This is a genomic window from Paenibacillus hemerocallicola (assembly GCF_006265175.1).
Lineage (GTDB): Bacteria > Bacillota > Bacilli > Paenibacillales > NBRC-103111 > Paenibacillus_AB > Paenibacillus_AB hemerocallicola.
This window is the reverse complement of sequence record NZ_VDCQ01000011.1, coordinates 13,158-32,377: the sequence shown is the minus strand read 5'-3', so window position 1 is coordinate 32,377 and position 19,220 is coordinate 13,158. Positions and strand designations below refer to the sequence as shown.

The 19,220-nt window shown below is 54.2% G+C and carries 17 protein-coding genes; 6 read left to right on the top strand and 11 right to left on the bottom strand.

Going from position 1 to position 19,220, the window contains the following annotated elements; genetic code table 11:
• Window positions 1-16: 16 nt before the first annotated feature.
• Window positions 17-1,972 carry an alpha-amylase family protein gene (locus FE784_RS10140; protein WP_139602085.1) on the top strand — a complete coding sequence of 652 codons (1,956 nt, stop codon included), beginning with the start codon at window positions 17-19 and terminating at the stop codon, window positions 1,970-1,972.
• A 61-nt stretch (window positions 1,973-2,033) separates the two neighbouring features.
• Window positions 2,034-2,732, top strand: a complete 699-nt coding sequence (locus FE784_RS10135) for a GntR family transcriptional regulator (protein WP_218103763.1) — start codon at window positions 2,034-2,036, stop codon at window positions 2,730-2,732.
• A gap of 70 nt (window positions 2,733-2,802) precedes the next feature.
• Here the strand turns inward: FE784_RS10135 and FE784_RS10130 are convergent, their stop codons facing one another.
• From FE784_RS10130 to FE784_RS10105, 6 genes are all read right to left on the bottom strand, one after another.
• On the bottom strand, window positions 2,803-4,071 hold the full coding sequence (locus FE784_RS10130; RefSeq protein ID WP_139602083.1) for an adenosylhomocysteinase: 1,269 nt from the start codon (window positions 4,069-4,071) through the stop codon (window positions 2,803-2,805).
• Between the two features lie 27 nt (window positions 4,072-4,098).
• Window positions 4,099-5,730, bottom strand: coding sequence for a bacillithiol biosynthesis cysteine-adding enzyme BshC (bshC, locus tag FE784_RS10125; RefSeq protein WP_139602082.1), 1,632 nt, complete (start codon window positions 5,728-5,730; stop codon window positions 4,099-4,101).
• Window positions 5,731-5,911: 181 nt separating this feature from the next.
• On the bottom strand, window positions 5,912-6,169 hold the full coding sequence (locus tag FE784_RS10120) for a late competence development ComFB family protein (protein WP_139602081.1): 258 nt from the start codon (window positions 6,167-6,169) through the stop codon (window positions 5,912-5,914).
• A 28-nt stretch (window positions 6,170-6,197) separates the two neighbouring features.
• Window positions 6,198-6,593, bottom strand: a complete 396-nt coding sequence (locus tag FE784_RS10115; protein WP_139602080.1) for a DUF3397 domain-containing protein — start codon at window positions 6,591-6,593, stop codon at window positions 6,198-6,200.
• A 57-nt stretch (window positions 6,594-6,650) separates the two neighbouring features.
• Entirely contained in the window at window positions 6,651-7,619 is a 969-nt protein-coding gene (locus FE784_RS10110) for a ketopantoate reductase family protein (RefSeq protein ID WP_139602079.1), read from the bottom strand.
• 119 nt (window positions 7,620-7,738) lie between these two features.
• On the bottom strand, window positions 7,739-8,395 hold the full coding sequence (locus tag FE784_RS10105) for an RsfA family transcriptional regulator (protein ID WP_139602078.1): 657 nt from the start codon (window positions 8,393-8,395) through the stop codon (window positions 7,739-7,741).
• A 269-nt stretch (window positions 8,396-8,664) separates the two neighbouring features.
• On the opposite strand from FE784_RS10105, the gene FE784_RS10100 reads away from it, so the two are divergent.
• Window positions 8,665-8,895 carry a DUF2626 domain-containing protein gene (locus tag FE784_RS10100; protein ID WP_139602195.1) on the top strand — a complete coding sequence of 77 codons (231 nt, stop codon included), beginning with the start codon at window positions 8,665-8,667 and terminating at the stop codon, window positions 8,893-8,895.
• A 73-nt stretch (window positions 8,896-8,968) separates the two neighbouring features.
• Here the strand turns inward: FE784_RS10100 and FE784_RS10095 are convergent, their stop codons facing one another.
• Window positions 8,969-10,093, bottom strand: a complete 1,125-nt coding sequence (locus FE784_RS10095) for a class I SAM-dependent methyltransferase (protein WP_176706098.1) — start codon at window positions 10,091-10,093, stop codon at window positions 8,969-8,971.
• A 154-nt stretch (window positions 10,094-10,247) separates the two neighbouring features.
• On the opposite strand from FE784_RS10095, the gene FE784_RS10090 reads away from it, so the two are divergent.
• Window positions 10,248-11,327 (top strand): coiled-coil domain-containing protein, encoded by a 1,080-nt coding sequence (locus FE784_RS10090; RefSeq protein ID WP_139602076.1) that lies wholly within the window; start codon window positions 10,248-10,250, stop codon window positions 11,325-11,327.
• Window positions 11,328-11,400: 73 nt separating this feature from the next.
• Here the strand turns inward: FE784_RS10090 and FE784_RS10085 are convergent, their stop codons facing one another.
• The gene (locus tag FE784_RS10085) at window positions 11,401-12,726 is read right to left on the bottom strand and encodes an extracellular solute-binding protein (RefSeq protein WP_139602075.1); all 1,326 of its coding nucleotides are present in this window, start codon (window positions 12,724-12,726) and stop codon (window positions 11,401-11,403) included.
• A 222-nt stretch (window positions 12,727-12,948) separates the two neighbouring features.
• Between FE784_RS10085 and FE784_RS10080 the strand changes: the two genes are divergently transcribed.
• Complete coding sequence (locus tag FE784_RS10080; protein ID WP_139602074.1) at window positions 12,949-13,440, top strand: hypothetical protein; 492 nt, start codon at window positions 12,949-12,951, stop codon at window positions 13,438-13,440.
• Between the two features lie 94 nt (window positions 13,441-13,534).
• Here the strand turns inward: FE784_RS10080 and FE784_RS10075 are convergent, their stop codons facing one another.
• On the bottom strand, window positions 13,535-14,398 hold the full coding sequence (locus FE784_RS10075; protein WP_139602073.1) for an AraC family transcriptional regulator: 864 nt from the start codon (window positions 14,396-14,398) through the stop codon (window positions 13,535-13,537).
• A gap of 207 nt (window positions 14,399-14,605) precedes the next feature.
• Here FE784_RS10075 and melA point away from each other — a divergent pair, with 207 nt between their 5' ends.
• Window positions 14,606-15,904, top strand: coding sequence for an alpha-glucosidase/alpha-galactosidase (gene melA / locus FE784_RS10070; protein ID WP_139602072.1), 1,299 nt, complete (start codon window positions 14,606-14,608; stop codon window positions 15,902-15,904).
• Window positions 15,905-15,972: 68 nt separating this feature from the next.
• Here melA and FE784_RS10065 read toward each other — a convergent pair whose 3' ends face one another.
• Entirely contained in the window at window positions 15,973-17,229 is a 1,257-nt protein-coding gene (locus FE784_RS10065) for an S-layer homology domain-containing protein (protein ID WP_139602071.1), read from the bottom strand.
• A 581-nt stretch (window positions 17,230-17,810) separates the two neighbouring features.
• Window positions 17,811-19,148 carry a PhoH family protein gene (locus FE784_RS10060; protein ID WP_139602070.1) on the bottom strand — a complete coding sequence of 446 codons (1,338 nt, stop codon included), beginning with the start codon at window positions 19,146-19,148 and terminating at the stop codon, window positions 17,811-17,813.
• Window positions 19,149-19,220: the final 72 nt, after the last annotated feature.

Here is a 19,220-nt window from a genome sequence, read left to right as displayed (position 1 = left end):
AGGAGAATCCGGTCCTATGAGATTGATCAAGCGAGCGGTCCATATCGATTTTCACACGATGCCCGACATTCCCGATTTCGGCGCGAATTTCGACGCCAAGCAGTTTGCCCGCACCTTGAAGGAAGCGCGGGTCGAATACATTAACGCTTTTGCCAAATGCAACATCGGGTTCGCTTATTATGCGACGGACATAGGCGTGATGCATCCCCATCTGCATTTCGACATGTTCGGTCAAATCGTCGAAGAATGCGGCAAGCTGGATATCGGCGTCACCGCCTACTTCAATGTCGGTCTCGATCATGAAATGGCCCGCAAGCATCGGGAATGGACGGTAGTCAACAAGAACGGTCAAATCATCTATGGAGACAGAACGGCCAACTTTTTCCGCAATATGTGCTTCAACTCCGGCTATCGCGACTATGTGCTCGGCATGATCCGCGAGGTGGCCGAACGTTATCCGGTCGAAGGCTTTTTTCTCGATTGCATGGTTGTCAACCCGTGCTACGGCAATGAATGCTTGGAATCGATGCGCGATCTCGGCATGAATCCGCTCGATGATGCGGATGTTTTGGCGTTTGCCAAAGAGACGCTGCTCGATTTCAGCCGGGACGTTAAAAAAATCGTCGGTCCGGACAAATTTCTGTACTTGAACGGACTTCCTCCCGCCGATACGGAAGGGCTGCGCACGCATATCGAGATCGAATGCCTGCCGAGCGGCTGGAGCTATGATTTCTTCCCCGCGCAAGTCGCCTACGCCCGCAATCTGGGACAACAGACGTTCTATATGACCGGCCGTTTCAATGTGAACTGGGGCGATTTCGGAGGACTAAAGAGCAAGGCATCGCTGCTCAACGATTGTTGGGATGCGCTGAGCAACGGGGTTCCTACCTCGATCGGCGACCATATGCATCCCCGCGACGGTCTCGACCCGGCGGTCTATCGGGTGATCGGAGATATTTACAGGGAGCTCGAGCGTCTCGAGCCGTGGACCGATCATGCGCGCACTGCGGCGGATATCGGTATATTGACCTGGGCGGGAGGCAAAATCGGCGATGCGCATAACGGAGCCGTGCGCATGCTCGGCGAGCTTCACTACACGTACGATATCATCGATGAATCGCATGACCTGACGAAGTATAAAGTCATTATTTTACCGGACAACGTCCGGATTACGCCGGTATTGGGGCCTAAATTGAAAGCCTATATTGCGGCAGGCGGCGGAGTGATCAGCTCCGGACATTCCGGATTAAACGTCGAGGGCACGTCATTCGCGCTAGACGAATGGAACATGGCTTATGACGGCGAAGATCCTTGGAACAGCTCCTATTACCGCATGCTTGAGCATACGAACGGAGCTGTGCCCGACATGCTGTCCGGGATATACAAGCAGGGCATCCTGCTGCAGACGGAAACGGGGGCGACATCTGTCGCTGACTACTACCAGCCTTATTTCAACCGGAAATGGGACGGTTTTCACGGGACATTCTATACGCCGCCGGAGCGGCATGCAGGCAGACCGGCCGTTGCCAGGTCCGGCCGCATTTTTCAATTCTGCTTCCGCGTGTTTGCCTCCTATATCGAATATGCGCCGAATGTCCACAAGTACACGGTGGCGTATTGTTTGCAGCAGCTGCTGCCCGAGCCGACGGTCAAAAGCGAAGGTATCCCGACAACCGCCCGCGTAACGGTGACAACCAAGGAACATATGAACATGATCCATATCAAGCTGACCCATCCCGAGCCGCGCGGCAAATACAATGTAATCGAAGACCGGCAGACGTTGTCGGACGCCTTCATTCTTATTCGGGACGGCGGTGACGTAGAAGCGGTTTATTCCGCGCCGGAACGATTGCCGCTTGCCTATGAACGGCAAAACGGCTATATCCGCGTCGCGATGCCCAAAATTGACGGTTACGCTATGATCGTGGTCGAGCGCAAGCGGGAATTGACATCTTCGGCAAAACCAATATAATAGAACAGAATTATATATGATCCATCCTTGCGGATGGAGGATTGAGTAAAGGTGACGAATGATGTTGCAAACTTTCGGCAAAGAAGCTGCAGACAAACATAATGTAAGCTCGAATATCGCTTCATACATCAAAGAGAAAATATTGTGCGGCGAATGGAATCCGGGCGACCGGATCGTCGAAACGAAGCTGGCGCGGGAGCTTGAAATGAGCCAGACTCCAATCCGCGAAGCGGTGCGCCAGTTGGCCGGAGAAGGCGTCGTGACGATTGTCCCGAATAAGGGACCGTTCGTCCGAACGTTCAGCGCCAAAGATATTTTTGAAATTTACTCGTACCGGGCCGTGCTGGAGGGAATGGCGATCCGGCTCGCCGTCGGCAATGCTTCCCTTACCGACATACGCCATCTGGAGCAGTTTTACGAGGAGATGAAGAAGAAGCTGCCCGACGACGCCGTCGAGTCTTTGTCCGAGGACTCGGGGTACATCCACAACTATATTTTCAAGCTGGCCAAACACGCCGTTCTGCTCGAAATGTTTGCCTTCATCTCGTTCCGCGTCCGTTTGGTCAACCGGATCGTAGGCAAAAAATACAGCAAGGAGCGCGAAGTATCGGAACACTGGGAGCTGATCGAGGCGCTCAAGCAGGGGAATCCGGACGAAGCGGAGCGGGTGATGCGGGCGCACATCCAGCGCGCTTATCTGGAATTCGTCGACACCGGAAAGTTCGATCGCTCGGAGCTCGCCAAAAACGAATGGCTCTAGTACGCGGTCGGCGCGCATAATGCAAGAAGCCCCTTCCGAAGAAGGGGCTTTCTTGCATTCGAATGCACGATTAATGCTCGACCCAGCTTTCCAAATACGCTTTTTGCTCAGCGCTAAGCGAATCGATGCCGAGTCCGAGCGATTCCAGCTTGAACCGGGCGACTTGCTCGTCGAGCTCGTACGGTACGTTGACGACTTTGCTGCCGATTTCTTTATACAAATCGTTCACATATTTAAGCGACATGGCTTGCAGCGCAAACGTCATGTCCATAATTTCCGCAGGATGACCGTCGCCTGCCGCCAAATTGACGAGACGGCCTTCGGCCAAAATGTACACCTTGCGCCCGTCCTTCAGCTCGTATTCCTCGATATTGCGGCGAACGGTCCGTTTCGATACGGACAATGCCTCGAGCTCCGGCTTGTTGACTTCGACGTCGAAATGGCCGGCGTTGGACAATATCGCTCCATCCTTCATCACTTCATAGTGCTCCCCGCGGATTACGTCCCGATTGCCCGTTACCGTAACGAAGAAGTCGCCTACCTTGGCCGCTTCGACCATCGGCATGACGGCAAAACCGTCCATGTACGCCTCTACGCCTTTGATAGCGTCTATTTCCGTAACGATCACGTTCGCGCCGAGACCTTTGGCGCGCATAGCTACTCCTTTGCCGCACCAGCCGTAGCCGACGACTACGACGGTTTTGCCGGCAACGACGAGGTTTGTCGTCCGGTTGATTCCATCCCATACCGATTGTCCGGTTCCGTAACGGTTATCGAACAAATATTTGCAGAAAGCGTCGTTAACGGCAACCATCGGGAACTTCAGCTGGCCTTCCTTCTCCATCGCCTTCAGACGGAGAATACCGGTCGTCGTCTCCTCCGCGCCTCCGCGCACTTGCGGCAGCAAATCTTGACGCTCGGAGTGCAGAATCGTGACCAGATCGCCGCCGTCGTCGATGATCAGATCGGGCTTCGTCTCGAGAGTATGAATAAGGAGCTGCTTGTATTCTTCAGGCGACGGGTTGTACTTGGCGAAAACGGTGATGCCGTCTTCGACGAGAGCCGCGCAAACATCGTCCTGGGTAGAAAGCGGATTGCTGCCGGTAATCGTTACCTCGGCGCCTCCGGCCTGAACGACTTTGGCCAAATAGGCCGTTTTCGCCTCCAAATGAAGCGAGATCGCTACCTTCAGCCCTTTGAACGGCTGTTCTTTCTCAAAACGGTCGCGGATCCGGTTCAATACCGGCATATGGGCCCGCACCCAATCGATCTTCAAATGTCCGTCCTTCGCCAACGCAGGATCGGCGATAATGCTTGTTGCTTTCGCGTTTGCATTCATCTTCAAAAAGCCTCCTCGACCGTTTGTTCAAAAATATACTATTCGGTGACTGCCGTCGCGGGACAATGGCATATCCATCAATTCGCGAAGCCAGCCGCCGCCGTATTTCACCCAATATTGAAATGCGTTGTATACGCGTTCCTGCGGTTTGCCGTTCGGGAGTACCGACATGCGGATGCGCTCCCAATGACGCAATGCCGATTCGTGCTGCGATCGGAACGCATCGGCCGCCCGCGATTCCAAAAAGTCGATCTGTTCGACGATTTTGTTCATGTTCGTCTCGCCCAGCTTGCGCAGCCCCGGATTAATCCCCGAAACCGCCTCGACGATCGGTCCGTACAGCTGCTCGAATTTCGCTTTCGCCTCCGCGAACAGCTCCTCCACTTGAAGCGAGCCCTGGGCTTCCAGCCAAGCGGTTTGCTTCTCGTCCAGCCTGCGGATCACATCTTCGAACTCGAGTTCGAACTTGGCCATTTGCTTCTGCACGGTTCCTTCGAGCAGCGTGAATTCGTACCTCGGCACGAGAACCGGCATTTGCTGACCGAACAGGCCGAACGCCTCGCGCAGCAAGCCCCAATAAGCAATCTCGGAAGGCCCGAGCACGACGGATAGCACGGGGAATAAATAGTCCTGCATGATCGGGCGGGTCATTACGTTGTTGCTGAGCATCTCGGGCGTATCCGCGGCCAAGTCGGCCAATTCCCGTTCCGTGAACGATACCGTCCCTTTCCGGTCCGTGAAGGAATCGCCTTGCTTGCCGAGCAACAGCCTCTCCCCTTCATGGTAGACGAATAAATGAGCCTGTGCCTCATGCAGCTCCACCTGTGCCGTATAGCCCGATTGCTCCAACCGGCTTTTGGCTTTCAGTAGCGATGCGCTCAATTCGCTTTGGCGGGATACGATCGCCCCGAACATATCCGCTTCCAGCTTCCGCAAATCCGGATCGTCCGAATCCACGAGCACGAGCCCATACTCGCCGAATAGCCAGGCGATCGTCCTGGCGAACTGATCCGTCAAAGTCGCCGAGGCTGCCAAAATCGAATTCAGCCTCTCGATGAGTTCGGACTTGAACTCCGTATTCATCAGAGTTTGCTCCAACTGGGAAATCGCGTCTTCCCATGCTTCTGGAGCGATACTCCATTGGCTCACGGACGACTTTTTGTCGGAGCTTGCATTCAGCTTGATTTTCTGCACCGCAAGCGAGTCGGACAGGACGAACGTATGGTTCGCCTCTTCCAGATCGTGATCCTCTCCGGCTATCCAGAATACCGGCACTACGGTCCGGCCCAAACGCTGGGAAGCTTGTCGCGCTTCCGTAATAACCGTGATCGCCTTGTACAGGACGAGGAGCGGTCCCGTGAACAATCCGGCCTGCTGGCCGCCCGTCACGACAAGCGTTCCCGGCTCCCGAAGCGCTTCGATGTGATCGATCGCACGTTCGGAATTTCCGATTCTCCCGTTAAAGGCTAGAAGAGCGCGAACAAGCCCTTCCCGGTCCGCCTGCGGTCTGCCTACTTGATCCAGCCAAGCCGCCCGTTCCCGGTCGCCGGATTCGTTCCACGGATTATGCTCGTAAAGGGACGCCACGGAAGCAAAATCGTATATATAATCCCGCGTGATCGGCTGTGCGGGTTCCCACCGGTATTGCTCCACTCTCATACGGCAACCCCTTTTCGTTGTCTTGGCCTTGTTATCGCTCGGATCGCTGCGACAAAACTAATTCGATTGTACACGGAAGGACAAGATTCGTCAAAGCGCGATCTCCGCGCCGGGCACCGCAAAAAGCCGCCCGTGCAATCCGTCAGGATTGCGAGGCGACTCGGACGTTCCTTGATATCGATCAATCATAAGCCAGTACTTTGTCAATGGCGTGCGTCAACTCGCGGTAAACATCGGTTTCGACCTGGGCCCGCAGTTGGGTTTTGGCGAACATTTCACCCTTCAGGGTAGATACGTATTTTGGCGGAAGCTTGTTCAGGGCCAGCGCCATAACGTCGCTTTGCTCCTTCTCGCTTAGTGCGGCCAGCTTCGACTGGTGTGCCATGAGCTCCTTCAAACAATTGCGCACGATTTCTTCCATCATGTTATGTACGTTCATTTCCAGCACTTCCCCCGGTTCTCTATAGTCATACCGATAATATGGATTTGCCCAGACCTATTATTACGAACAGCAAGTAGATCGCGCTGAGCGTTAGAAAGCCGACCCTCCAAAGCAATCGGACGATCCGGGCGTGGTTGATTTTTCCTTTGACCCTATACTGAAAATTGCCGAGCAAGCCGTAGCCGATCAGGAAAAAGAGCAAAATGAGAAAAAAACCGAAGCTGCTGCCGAATATTTGTTTAAACAAAACGGAAACGCAGCCGATCAATAGCAGCGTCGTAACGTCCATTGCCAGCTTCGTCGCGCGTTTGCCGTCCCTATGCCAGAAGTAAGCCCCGATCCACAGCACGAAAAACCATAAGAAGGGGACCGCAGCCGTAAATGCGTATATATGTATCAATATGTTAAAAAGTCCGTTCAACCTGCACCACCCGCGATTCAGCTTCGTCCACAACAAATACTGCTTTAACCCTTCCGGCTATTCCTCCGGCTCGGCGGCCTTTACAAGCTTATAGATCGTTTCATGGACCGGCATCGGGATGCCGTATTTACGCGCCTCATCCAGCATTGCGCCATTAATCCAATCGATCTCGGTCCGTCTGCCCTCCGACACGTCCTGCAGCATCGAAGAGGTATTGCCTGCCGTCTTGGAGCAAACGTCGAGAATCTGCTCCCATAAATGATCCCGCGTCGTCACCCCGCTGCCTTCCGCAACCGCAATGCCTTCCATCAGAAGCTCCCGCATCAAAGTTCTGCGCCGATCCGTGGCAGGAAGCTCGCCATTGGGTATACGCAGCAGCGCGGTCAAAGGATTGATCACGGAATTGATAAGCAGCTTGTTCCATACGATCTCTTTCATTTGGTTCGACAGGTGAGTGCGGAATCCTGCTTCATTCATCATATTCTCCATCAATTTTTGCGCTTTTTCCGCTACGGACTGCGAAATTTGTCCCGCTTGCGCCGGTTCGGCCGTTCCGAGCCATGTCGTACCCCATCCGGTATGGGCGACCTTGACGGCCGACTGTTTTCTCGCCCCCTCCGTCGTCACCGCCAAATCTACGCTCGCTATCGGCACGCAAGAAGCGATTTTCTCGACATGGCCGATGCCGTTCTGGAAGCAAAGCAATCTGCCGCGTTTCCCCATCAGCCTGTTTACGGTCGCGAGCAGGCGCTCTGTCAGATGCTTTTGCTTTACGGTGAGCAGCACCCAGTCGGGATCGAAGTCCAGCCAACGCCTATCGCCTCGGGTATCGATATATTCGAATGAAGCGGTCGGCACGTCGTGCACGCTTTCGTTTTCTCCCTCCACCAGCGCAAGCCCGCTGGCATTCAGATGAACGGCTTGCTGTTCCGTGCGCGTAATCAGGGCGATATCCGCGCCTGCGGCGGCCAGCTTCGCCGTTACGAGCATGCCGATCGATCCGGCGCCTACGCATATGATTCTCATTCCGGCCGTCACCTTCCTTTGCCGCTACTATATCATATTTTCGCCGCATGCAAAAAAGCCCGCCGTATTTTGGATCCGGCAAGCTTTTTCTACCTTTCGACCGCACTGACGCACACGCTCTACTCGATGCGCTCCAAATTTCCGTTCGCGTCCATTTTGAAGCGCGGCTTTTGCTCGTCTTCCTCTTCTGCAAGAAACGCAAGCTTCCGGGCACGGTCCATGATTTGTATAAGCGCTTTATAGTCGTCGTTGACGACGCGGTAATCCGTCTGAACGTGGTTCATCTGCTTGTCGAGCTGGTCCTTGACCCGCCGCAGCTCGCCTAATTCCTCGTCTTTGTCCTTCAGTTCCTTTTCCAAAGCTTTAATATGCCGGTTCATTTCCTGATAGGTTCCCTTCCATTGGCGCAAAAACCGGATGACGGCGTCGATCGAGATCGATTCCTCGCTAAACGCCTCATGCTTGCCCGCCGAACCTGCAGCTTCTCCGGATTCCAGTGTGGCCACGGATGAAACGGACGAGCCGACGGCGGAATGTTTGCGGTACTGGCTTCTTTTTTGCCGCTGCGCTTTGGCGATCGATATGGCGGCATCGTATTTTTTGCGGACGCAGCTGTTCCAGCGGAAGCCGCACGCAGCCGCGGTTCTTCCTATCTTTTCCCCTACCTCTTCGAATGCCGCGAGCTGTGTGCCGCCTTCGCGTATATGACGAAGCGTTACCTCGGCCAAAATGAGATCGTCTTCCTCGCTCCAAGCGTCTTGTCTAACTGCAGTCATGTACAAAAACCTCCCAACAAACTGAAATCGCCACTACTTATCTCTATGCCCAAACTAGATTTCATAGAATCTATTTGATACTACTTGGTATTACCATTTTTTTGATTGCTCATACATGATTTTCGGACAACAGGTTACGCTAGTACTATGGACAACAAAAAGTTTGCTAATTCGTCACGGATATCCGTTTACAATTTGAAAAGTTAACGGGTATAATGGACAATAGGATTTTGTGTACACGCATCGTTCAACAGAGAGGGGGAGTAATGGTGGCTCGCATGTTCAGAGTGCTCGGTTTTTGGACGCTGGCGATCGGTCTGATGGCGCTGGCCGGCGACATGAAGGAAATGGCACTGCTGTTCTTTTTCCAAACCGCCGCTTTCGTCGTCTTGGGTTATATGAACTTGTCCGAACGTACGTATATTATGATTTTCTGGGGATACATGTTTCTCTCCTTCTTGGGCTTCACGTACTGGTCCTTTTTCCAAATGGATCTTTGATCCTCCCGCAGCGAACAGGAATACACAAAAAAAAAGGTGACCTTCCGGCGTTTGTTCTACATAACCGGTCGGTTCACCTTTTTTTCGTTTGCACCAGCACCTTGAACAGCTCGCTCATCTGGTCGCTGACGAGCAGCTGCCTCACCGCGCGATTGCGCTTCGCCTGCGGACTGAACGGGTCACGGCCGTCATGGGAGACGAGCATATCCATCACGCCCTCATCGAGCAGAAATTGCTTCTGCGTCCTCAGCGACCATTCGGTAAAGCCCGCTTCCTCCCCTGCCCTGATGCAGGCCGTAAAGTCCACGTGGGCGGTCATATCCTGCTCTCCCGGATACGCGAACGGATCGTCATGCGCTTGGTGGTTCCGGTAGCACATAAATGTGCCCCTCATCCGATGCGCTGCATACAGTTCCTCCGCCGTATCGCCGTAATCGATCGTTACGAGCGTACCCCGCTCCAAACGCTCTCCGGCGCGTTTGATCCACTCGGCTGCCGCCGGGTTGGCTTCGATCACTTGACCTTCGCGGACCGCAATTCCCTCTCTTACGATATAAGAGGCTGCGAGACCGCCGTTCTCCAACGGGAGAAGCACCTTGTCAAACTTTCCTTCCCCATCGTTCCAGCATACATGCCATTCGTACAAAACGCCTTCCTTGCGTTCGATCCGGTGCACCGGAAACGCGTCCAGCAGCTCGTTCGAGAATACGATGACAGGCCCTCGAGGATGCTCGTCGATCGAATGATCCGGCTCGACATGCCGGACGTTCGGATGTCTTGCCAGCTCCTGCAGCTGCACCTTCCGGTGGTATGGGCTGATCTCGACCATCCTGTAATCCAGCCGTCCGTACAGCCCGGGAGAGCGCTCGGCAATCGTATCGAGAACGAGTCCGGCCATCCGTCCGGTCCCGCCCCCCCATTCGACGATCGTTAGCGGTTCTTCCGCGCCGTATTGCCTCGCCATGTTCGCGAAGCAAGCACCGAGCACTTCGCCCATGATCGTTCCGATTGACGCGCTCGTATAGAAGTCCCCTTCTTTTCCGACCTTGACCGTCTCACGGTTGTAGTAACCGAGCTGCTCGTGGTATAAGCATAAATCCATATAATCGCGGAACGATATCGTCCCGTTCGGGCTGCGCGCGATTTCGGCGCGAATAACTTCGGTCATCGTAGAATACTGTGCGTCACAGCTGTTCATCGGGGTCGATCTCCTTCGGTTGGGCGGATTGCTACTATCAAGGATAACAAAATGCATGCCCGGTTTCCACCCGTCCATGAATCGGCGAATTCGGCAAGCATAAATCGCCCCATCCGTCGATACATTTAGTACGGATAGGACAGGGGGACAACCGATGCAGAGACGACTGCTTGGCCCGATTATCGTCGGACTGTGCTGCCTGCTGCTCCATTTCGGCACGACAGCGGCCGCGGCGCAGCCCGATGCCGAAGAGAAGCGCCGCCTTCTCGTGCAAGGCTTGACCGTATACGAGCTGGACCGGGAAATCGTCCGGTTGACGGAAGAGGAGAAACGGCTGAACGAAAAGCTCGCGGAAACGGCTTCCCAAGTCGAACAAGCCGCCAAGCAGGTCGAGTTGCGGCAGCGGAAAACCGAGAAAGTAATCCGCTCGTATTATTCCGGCGAACGGAACTCGATATTGCTCGCCGCGCTGCACGTCCGCTCGATTCAAGACGCCCTCTATGTCTGGGATCAGCTTCAATTCATTCTGGAGAGCGACCGGAAATCGATCGACGATTATTTGCAGAGGTACCAATCCTATAAAACGATGAAGGCGAAACTGGAGGCGGACCGTCGTCAGCTCGCGGACACAAGGATCTCTTTTACGGCGGAGAAGGAAAAGCGGCTGCAGGCGCAAAGGGAAGTCGAACGATTACTCGCCTCCAACTCGGATCGCATCAAGCTGGAGAAAGAGCTGGAGCAGCTCCGCATGCAATGGGAGGAACGCGGTCTTCCCTTATTCCAGCGTTATTTTACCGCTTTGTCCGCCGCGATGGTCAAGCTGCCGGAAATGCTCGGGCAGAACGGTAAAATGTTGTCCATCAAAGGTTTGTCGCCTAAAGTTACGATCGGGGACGATGAGCTGAACCGTTTTTTACAGCAAAAAAACAAAGAGCTGGAAGGCTTTTCATTTTTATTCGAGAAAGGCGTCATTTCGGCGGGAGGTAATGTGGATAGCGCCTCCATCTCGCTGAAGGGCCGCTATGTGGTCGAGAATAAGCCGACCAATGCCGTCCGCTTCGTCATCGACAGCTTATCCTTCAACGGCTATCCGATGCCGACAAGCACCGCCAAGACACTGGAAAGGCAGTTCGATCTCGCATTTTATCCGAACAAGGTCGCGCCGTTCGTACATGCCACCGACGTGGCGATCGAAAACGGATCGATGACGATTTTTCTTAAAATCGCGCTGTAGGTATTAGAAAAACAGACGCAACCGGAATAAACGATTCCGCTTGCGTCTGTTCTATATCTTCGAAACGGGCCGGCTACTTGGCCGGCGGACGGATCGCATTCCATTCCGCGACGGTGCGATCGGCGAATGTCTTGAAGGATGCTTCCCCTTTCCACATCTGCTCCAGCTGCTCCTGTAGGGCGGTCATTTGCTTCGCCCTTTGCGGTACGGACGGTACCGCATCGTCCTGATCGATCTGGAAGGCCGCGTTTTTGAACGCGGCATCGTTTCGGATGCCCGAAGCATAGACGTTCGCTTGGGTCGGCAGCACGCCCGCGGCGTTCCAAAATTTGAGAGCGGACGAGGCGGACGCCAGCTCGCGGATCAGCTCGAACGCCTCCTTGCTCGATTCGGATCGGGCGGAAATGGAAAAGCTTTTGCCTGAGAGCCATGGACCTTTCCAAGGCTCCTCTCCGCCCGGCAGCGGAATTTTGCTCATTGTAACGGCAGCCGATTCATTTTGTTTCCAATCGGAGAACGTCGTCAAATAGCCGACCAGCTTCCCTTGAGCCAGCTGTTCCCATGGCTTCCAAGTCGCGCTTTCGGGCGGGAACGATTTCGCCAGCGGCTTCGCTTCATCCTTGGCCCCTTCCCCAACGGGAAACAGGAAGGATTCCAGCGATTTCAGAACGTTCGGATCGGTCAGCTCGACAGGGGCCGTTTTGGAGACGGTTTTGGCGCCCCCCAATATCCGGGCCAGCGTCACGAACGAACGCCCGTCCGGCGCGTCGAAATAAATGCCGTACTTGCCTTCCTCCACCTTATGCGATTGCTTATGTAACGCAACGAGCTCTTCCGTGGTTCCCGGCGGCTTCTCGCCCCATTCGCCCAGCTTCTTCGTATTGTAGACGATGACATAAGCGTCCAATTGTTTGGGCACGCCCCATAAATAGCCGTTCCACTTCACTTGGGCCAAAGCTTGTTCCATTTGCTCGGCCTGCAGTCCTCCCGTGAGCATCGAATCGACGGGCAGCAAATAGCCGAGAGCGGCGAATTCGCTCACCCAGTTATTGTCAAGCAGCATAATATCGGGAGCTTCCCCGAGCTGCGCGGCTTTTTTCAATTTGGAATATGCCGTTTCGTCCGGTATGTTCTCCAACCGGATATTAAGGCCCGGGTGCACGGCCTGGAACTGGTCTTTCAGCTGCTGAAGCTGTACGAATTCTTTGGACTGCATGGAGACGGCCATTCTCAGCTGCTTCTCGGCTTGACCTTCCGCCGGAGCCGGCTCGACGATCGCGCTTCCGTCCGCCCCGCTCGGCTTGGTCCGATGGGTGGAGCCGGTGAACAGAGCGGGGATGAGAACGATGGCGAAGCAGGCGGCGGCGGCCAGCAGCAGCCAGTTTTTATGGCGAAACAAAGCTTCCCCTCCTCCGTTTTGCGATGCGTGAAAAGGTTGCTAGTGCAAAAGACTTATTTTTATCTATACTATATCAAAAAAGCGCTTTCGTGAACCCTTTTTTGCGCGAACGAATTCATCGGCACCCTCATCAGCTCCGTCTCGCGGCAAAGCAGCGGCAAGTCGACATCCATAATTCGAATTGGTACAATGGGAGAAACATGCGGCAAAACGGAGGAAAACATGCTTAAATACGGCGTGGACATGCAGCTGCCCGAAGGCAAACGCCCGGGCTATTACGCTCAATTCGTCAAAGCGCTTGCGACGAAGGTGAAAATCGAGGATCGGGATAAAGAGCTGCTCATCGTAAATGACGAAGCCGACCGGGCTTCCGTACTGGAACTGATGAACGAATACCGATTCGACTGCGAAGAGTTCGAACTGCTGCTGCTGCCTGAGGGTGCGGAAACAACGCCGTTATTCGATGATTACGGTTTCGTCTCGGTATCGGATAACGCCTACTTGTACGGGCACCTGTGCGCCGTGTTCAAGTTCGTCCCGTCCGGGACCGATGCGGAGCCGACTCAAGCGCTGGAGCAGATGGAGGAGCATTTGCTCGCCCGTTTTGCTGCCGAGGATAGCAGCCGCTACGCCGTTGACAAGGCGCTTGGCGAATTGATGCACGGCATCGCCAGAGCTTACCGTTGCAAGCTGGAATTCGTATACGGCGGCTAAGAGGATTTACACGGCAAAGCTAATGATATGCCAAAGGACGACGGGAGCGCGCGTGCCCCTGTCGTCCTTCTATTCGTTGCCTAGGGAAGACCGTTCAATCATTGCAATCGTACATCGTCCTGCCATCGGCCTCGAGCCTGTATTCGGTCGGAGACATGTCGTACCACTTCTTGAACTGCTTCGAGAAATAGAGCGGATCGGTAAAACCGACTGATGCCGCCACCTGCTCTACCGTCAGCCGTTCCCGGAGCAGCAGCTTCGCCCGCTCCATGCGGATTTTCAGCAGAAAATGCATAGGCGTCATTCCCGTGTACTGCTTGAACATTTTGGACAAATGAGTCCGATTGTATCCGAGCGAACGGGACATTTCCTCGATCGAGATCGGCTGCGAATATTGCACGCTCAGCCAGCGGATCGTCCGTTCCACCTGCTGCTCGATCGGGCTCTGCTTGCCGCCCGACCCTTCCGCGCGCTGCGTACTCTCCCGCTCGTATTCAGCCAGCAGCATCCGCATCATGCCTCCGCTCCGCATATCGCAGCCAGGCCCCCCATTGGAGAGCAGCCGCTGTATCTGATGAAACAATACGGCCGCCCTATTGTGGCGAATCGGCTTCGCCACGGGCTTGAACGGGGTAATGTCCAAGCCGGCCAGCAGCTCGTCCGCACGGTCGCCGCGGAAGCCGACCCAACGGTAGCTCCAAGGATCGTCCTTGTCGGCCGTATACCGGCTCAGCTCTCCCGGAAAAATGAAGAAGCTGTCCCCTTTCCCCAGCCCATACGTTTTGCCCATATATTGAAACGTCCCTTTTCCCGACATGACATGGTGAACGAGGAAATAATCGGGCACCTTCGGACCGACGTTGTGGCCGGGCATTGTACGCTCCCGACCGCTGAATAAGACGACCAGCTCGCCCTTGCCCGGCTGGGGATTGACAGAAATCGAGAAACGATCCTCCATGCAATAAAGCGTCCTTTCGTCATAAGGTATGGTTGCCAACGCTTCTATCCTTATTGAATACGATGCGGCCGGACAAATCAAGAGCATTTGTATCGCCCTCGAAGGAAGCCGCATTGTTCCATGCGGAACACGCTTTTCTCCATATTCATTTTACCCGCATGACTTTATAGTTTCTAGTAGAACAAGTTCAAGGGAGGAAATAATCCAATGTCTAAAATTACATTTATCGGAGCCGGCAGCTCCGTATTCGCCAAAAACGTACTCGGTGACGTCATGATGACCCCGGCGCTGCAAGATTTCGAACTCGCGCTCCACGACATCGATCCGGTTCGCCTGAAGGATTCGGAGAACATGCTGAACAACCTGAAGGCGACCGCCGGCAGCACATGCCGCATCGTCACTTACGCGGACCGCAAGGAAGCGCTTCGCGGCGCGAAATATATCGTCAACGCCATTCAAGTGGGCGGATATGATCCTTGTACGATTACGGACTTCGAAGTTCCGAAAAAATACGGGCTGCGCCAAACGATCGCCGATACGCTCGGAATCGGCGGCATTTTCCGCAACCTGCGCACGATCCCGGTCATGCTCGATTTTGCCAAGGATATTCAGGAAGTATGTCCCGACGCCTGGTTCCTCAACTATACGAATCCGATGGCCGTGCTCACGAATGCGATGAATACGGACGGCGGAGTCAAGACGGTCGGTCTGTGCCATAGCGTACAAGTATGCGTCCCGCATCTGTTCAAGCCGCTCGGTATCGACATGGAAGGGGTTCAAGCGAAAATTGCGGGCATCAACCATATGGCTTGGCTGCTCGAAGTCACGAAGGACGGCGTCGACCTGTATCCGGAAATCAAGCGTCTCGCCAAGGAAAGACAAAAAGAAAAACACAACGATATGGTCCGCTACGAGCTCATGTTCCGTTTCGGCTATTATGTGACCGAATCGTCGGAGCATAATGCGGAATACCATCCGTACTTCATCAAGCGCAATTATCCGGAGCTGATCGAGCGCTACAACATCCCGCTGGACGAATATCCGCGCCGCTGCATCCGCCAGATCGACAGATGGAAAACGATGCGCGAGGAGCTCGTCAACAACAAAGACCTGGTGCACAACCGGTCCCACGAGTACGCTTCCCACATGATGGAAGCGATGGAGACGAACAACCCGTTCCGGATCGGCGGAAACGTCATGAATACCGGTCTCATTACGAACCTTCCGAGGGAAGCATGCGTCGAAGTGACCTGTCTCGTCGATCGCAACGGAATCACCCCGACCTATGTCGGCGATTTGCCGCCGCAGCTGGCCGCACTGAACCGGACGAACATCAATACGCAGCTGCTGACGCTCGAAGCAGCCCGTACGCTCAAGAAAGAACATATTTATCACGCGGCGATGCTGGACCCCCATACGTCCGCGGAGCTTTCGATCGACGATATCGTGGCGCTTTGCGACGATTTGATCGAAGCCCATGGCGATTGGCTGCCGAAGTTCCAATAAGAATCGGTTGCATGACAACAAAGGCCATATCCGTCGTCTCTCGACGGGAATGGCCTTTTTGCTTGCACTCATTTTTTCGATTGCGGTACGATGGAAAATACCAAAGCCGACGAATCCGGCGAGGACGCCTCCACCGTATAATTGCCGATCGTGACAGATTGCGCTTCAAACGGACTTTCCGTATCCATCTTGTCGTACATCGCATGGAACCAGTCGTCGAATTTGGCCGCATCATAGCCGAAGATCCGGTTGACGAACAGCTTGATCGGCTCCCGGTTGCGGGCCAGCGCCCCTTCCTGCATACGTATCGTGATGCCGTATGTATCGTATTTCGGCTCCAGCCATAACGAAGCTTCGTTCCATGTATCCCGGGAGCCGGTATTCGGGGAGAGCGCCTTCGCCTTCGCGTCCGCATCCTTGAACAGCCGCAGCGTCGTTTCCTCCAAATCGTAATTCGTGCCGCGCAGCTTGCCCGCTTCTTCCATAACGGCGTATGCCTGCTTCATCGCCTCATTCGGGAACAGCAGCCGCTTATAGCTTCCGTCCTTCGTAGGCACTACGACCGAAAATTGCTCCGAAGCGAGACCGGTCTGTACGATCCGTTTGCTTTTATCGGTCAGCCTTTCCACGATAGTCAGCGACTCCGCTCGCGTTACCGTAACGCCGACGCCGAAATATCCGTTCGGGTACCCTTCCATGATTCCTTTGGCAAACGACTCGGCTATAAATTTTTGCTGACGTCCGCTTGCGCTGCGCAAATCGCCGATCGTCGCGGACAGTCTGCGGCTGTAATCCTCATCCTCCAAAAATTCGGTTTCCTTAAGCGAATAATACAGCAGCTCGGCTACCTGCTCGCGATTCAGCTTCTGCTTGAAGTCCGGAAATTCGCTCGTATCCATCAAATGCAAATCGCCGGCCAAATCGATGTAAGGCTTCGCCCAGTATCCAACCGTATTCGGGGCAAACGAAAAATCGCGGTAATCTTGACGCAGTATGCTCTGGTTCGAAGGGCTCAAGCTCGAAACGAACGATTCCTTCCAGCTTCGTTCCCCGTTCTGATGCTTCTCCGAGAAAGACAGCAGCAGCAGCTTCAAAAACTGGTCTGCCGTTACCGGCTCGTTCGGACGGAACGTACCGTCCGGATATCCGTCCAAAATGCCTTGATCGACCAGCCGGTTGATCGTCGTTTCCGCCCAATGACCGTTCGTGTCGGAAAAGCGCGATAACGCCGGAGCCTCGGCCGCCGAGACAGGTCCCGTCCCTTGCACGGCATAAGCGCACGCAGTCAGCGTAAGCGCCAGCAACAATGTTTTCAATCGATTCATCTGTAAGCCCCTCCGGTTGTCGATTCGAGTATAAGCACAACTAGAATCATATCGGGAATACGGACAAGTTGAAAACGGTCGAACGGCCTAAAACGGCAAGGATCCCGATCCCGACTCGCCTGCTTCTAAATTCTCACCTCCTTCGCTTTCATTCGACATCGTTCGACTTTAAGTGCAAATAAGAAAAACTCTATCGACGTCATCCCGCATAGCGTATAATCGCGTACAGAAGTACGCGTACCGCATGATCGGGACCGCATAACCAACTCATAGCGGAGCTGGAGGACGCTAATGACCTGTGTACTTGTGTTGATTGCAAAATAACGGAAAACCATTCCTCTATTCCGCAGTTCACGATCATTTCCCCCCTCGATAGATCAATATAGCGGAAGCCTATTCCGATATATTGAAAAGGGTAACGGAATTGGGGACGATAACGGAATACAGTTCCTCTGTTTACGGGCAACGTCATGTCACGCCCATCAAAACCTCACCAGGCTGAATGCGGATTATGCTCTCATAGGAAAAAAGACAGCGTATCAAGGACATTGTCCTTACGCTGTCTTTTATTTCCTGGTTTTTTACAGCAAATCCGCCGCCAGTTGGGCCAGATGCGACCGCTCTCCGCGTTCCAGATTAATGTGGCCGCTGATCGCCTGGCCTTTGAACCGTTCGACGACGTACGTGAGCCCGTTGCTGTATGCGTCCAGGTACGGATGATCGATCTGTTCCGGGTCTCCCATCAAGACGATTTTACTGCCCTCGCCGACACGCGAGACGATCGTTTTCACCTCATGCTTGGATAAGTTTTGCGCTTCATCGATAATGATAAACTGTCCGGGGATGGAACGGCCGCGAATATAGGTGAGCGCCTCCACCTGGATGCTGCCCATGCCCGCCAATATTTTCTCGATGTCCCCCGATTTTTTCGTATCGAACAAAAACTCCAAATTATCGTAAATCGGCTGCATCCACGGACGCAGCTTCTCGTCTTTCTCTCCGGGTAAATAGCCGATATCTTTGCCCATCGGAACGACCGGGCGGGCGATCAGCAGCTTCTTGTACTTGCGCTCGTCTTCGATCTTCATCAGACCCGCCGCGAGAGTGAGCAGCGTCTTGCCCGTCCCCGCCTTGCCGGTCAGCGTAACGAGCGGGATATCGTCGTTCAGCAGCAGCTCCAGCGCCATCCGCTGCTGTACGTTGCGGGCTCCGATGCCCCATACCGGCTCGTTGCTCAAAAATAACGGGTCCAGCCGTTTCGCGTCCGCATTCGCCTTGAGCAGCGCAGACTTGGATGTTCCCAGTTCGTCTTTCAAAATGATAAATTCATGCGGATGGAACTTGTACGGGTAGTGCTGGTTCAGCTCGGATACCGGCAAAAACCGGTTGTTATAGAAGCTGTCGATAAGGCCTGGATGAACGTGTAGGGTCAAATAACCCGGATACAGATCGGTCGTCGACACGACCCGGTCCGTCAAATAATCTTCCGCCGTTATGCCGAGCACGTCGGCTTTGATTCTCACCAGCGTATCTTTGCTAACCAGCACGACCGGGCGGGGCTCGGCGGTTTGCTGTTCTTCCAAATGATAATTCAAGGCGACCGCCAATATACGGTTGTCGTTCGTAATTTCTCCGAATACGTCCTGCAATTTCTGAAAGCTGCGATGATTCAGCTCCACCTTGATGCTGCCTCCGCGCTCCAGCTCGATTCCGTCATGAAGCCTTCCTTTTTCGCGTAGTCCGTCCAACAAACGCGAGACTGTTCTGGCGTTGCGTCCCAGTTCGTCGGCGTTCCGTTTTTTCGCGTCGATTTCTTCCAGCACCACTGCGGGAATGATCACTTCGTTGTCTTCGAAAGCGAAGACTGCGTTAGGATCCTGTAACAGGACATTCGTATCCAATACATACACTTTTTTCATGAGCGTCCCCTCCCGGCTTGTCGTCTGGCGATCGTTGTACATATTCGATGTCGAAACGGACAAACTAACCAT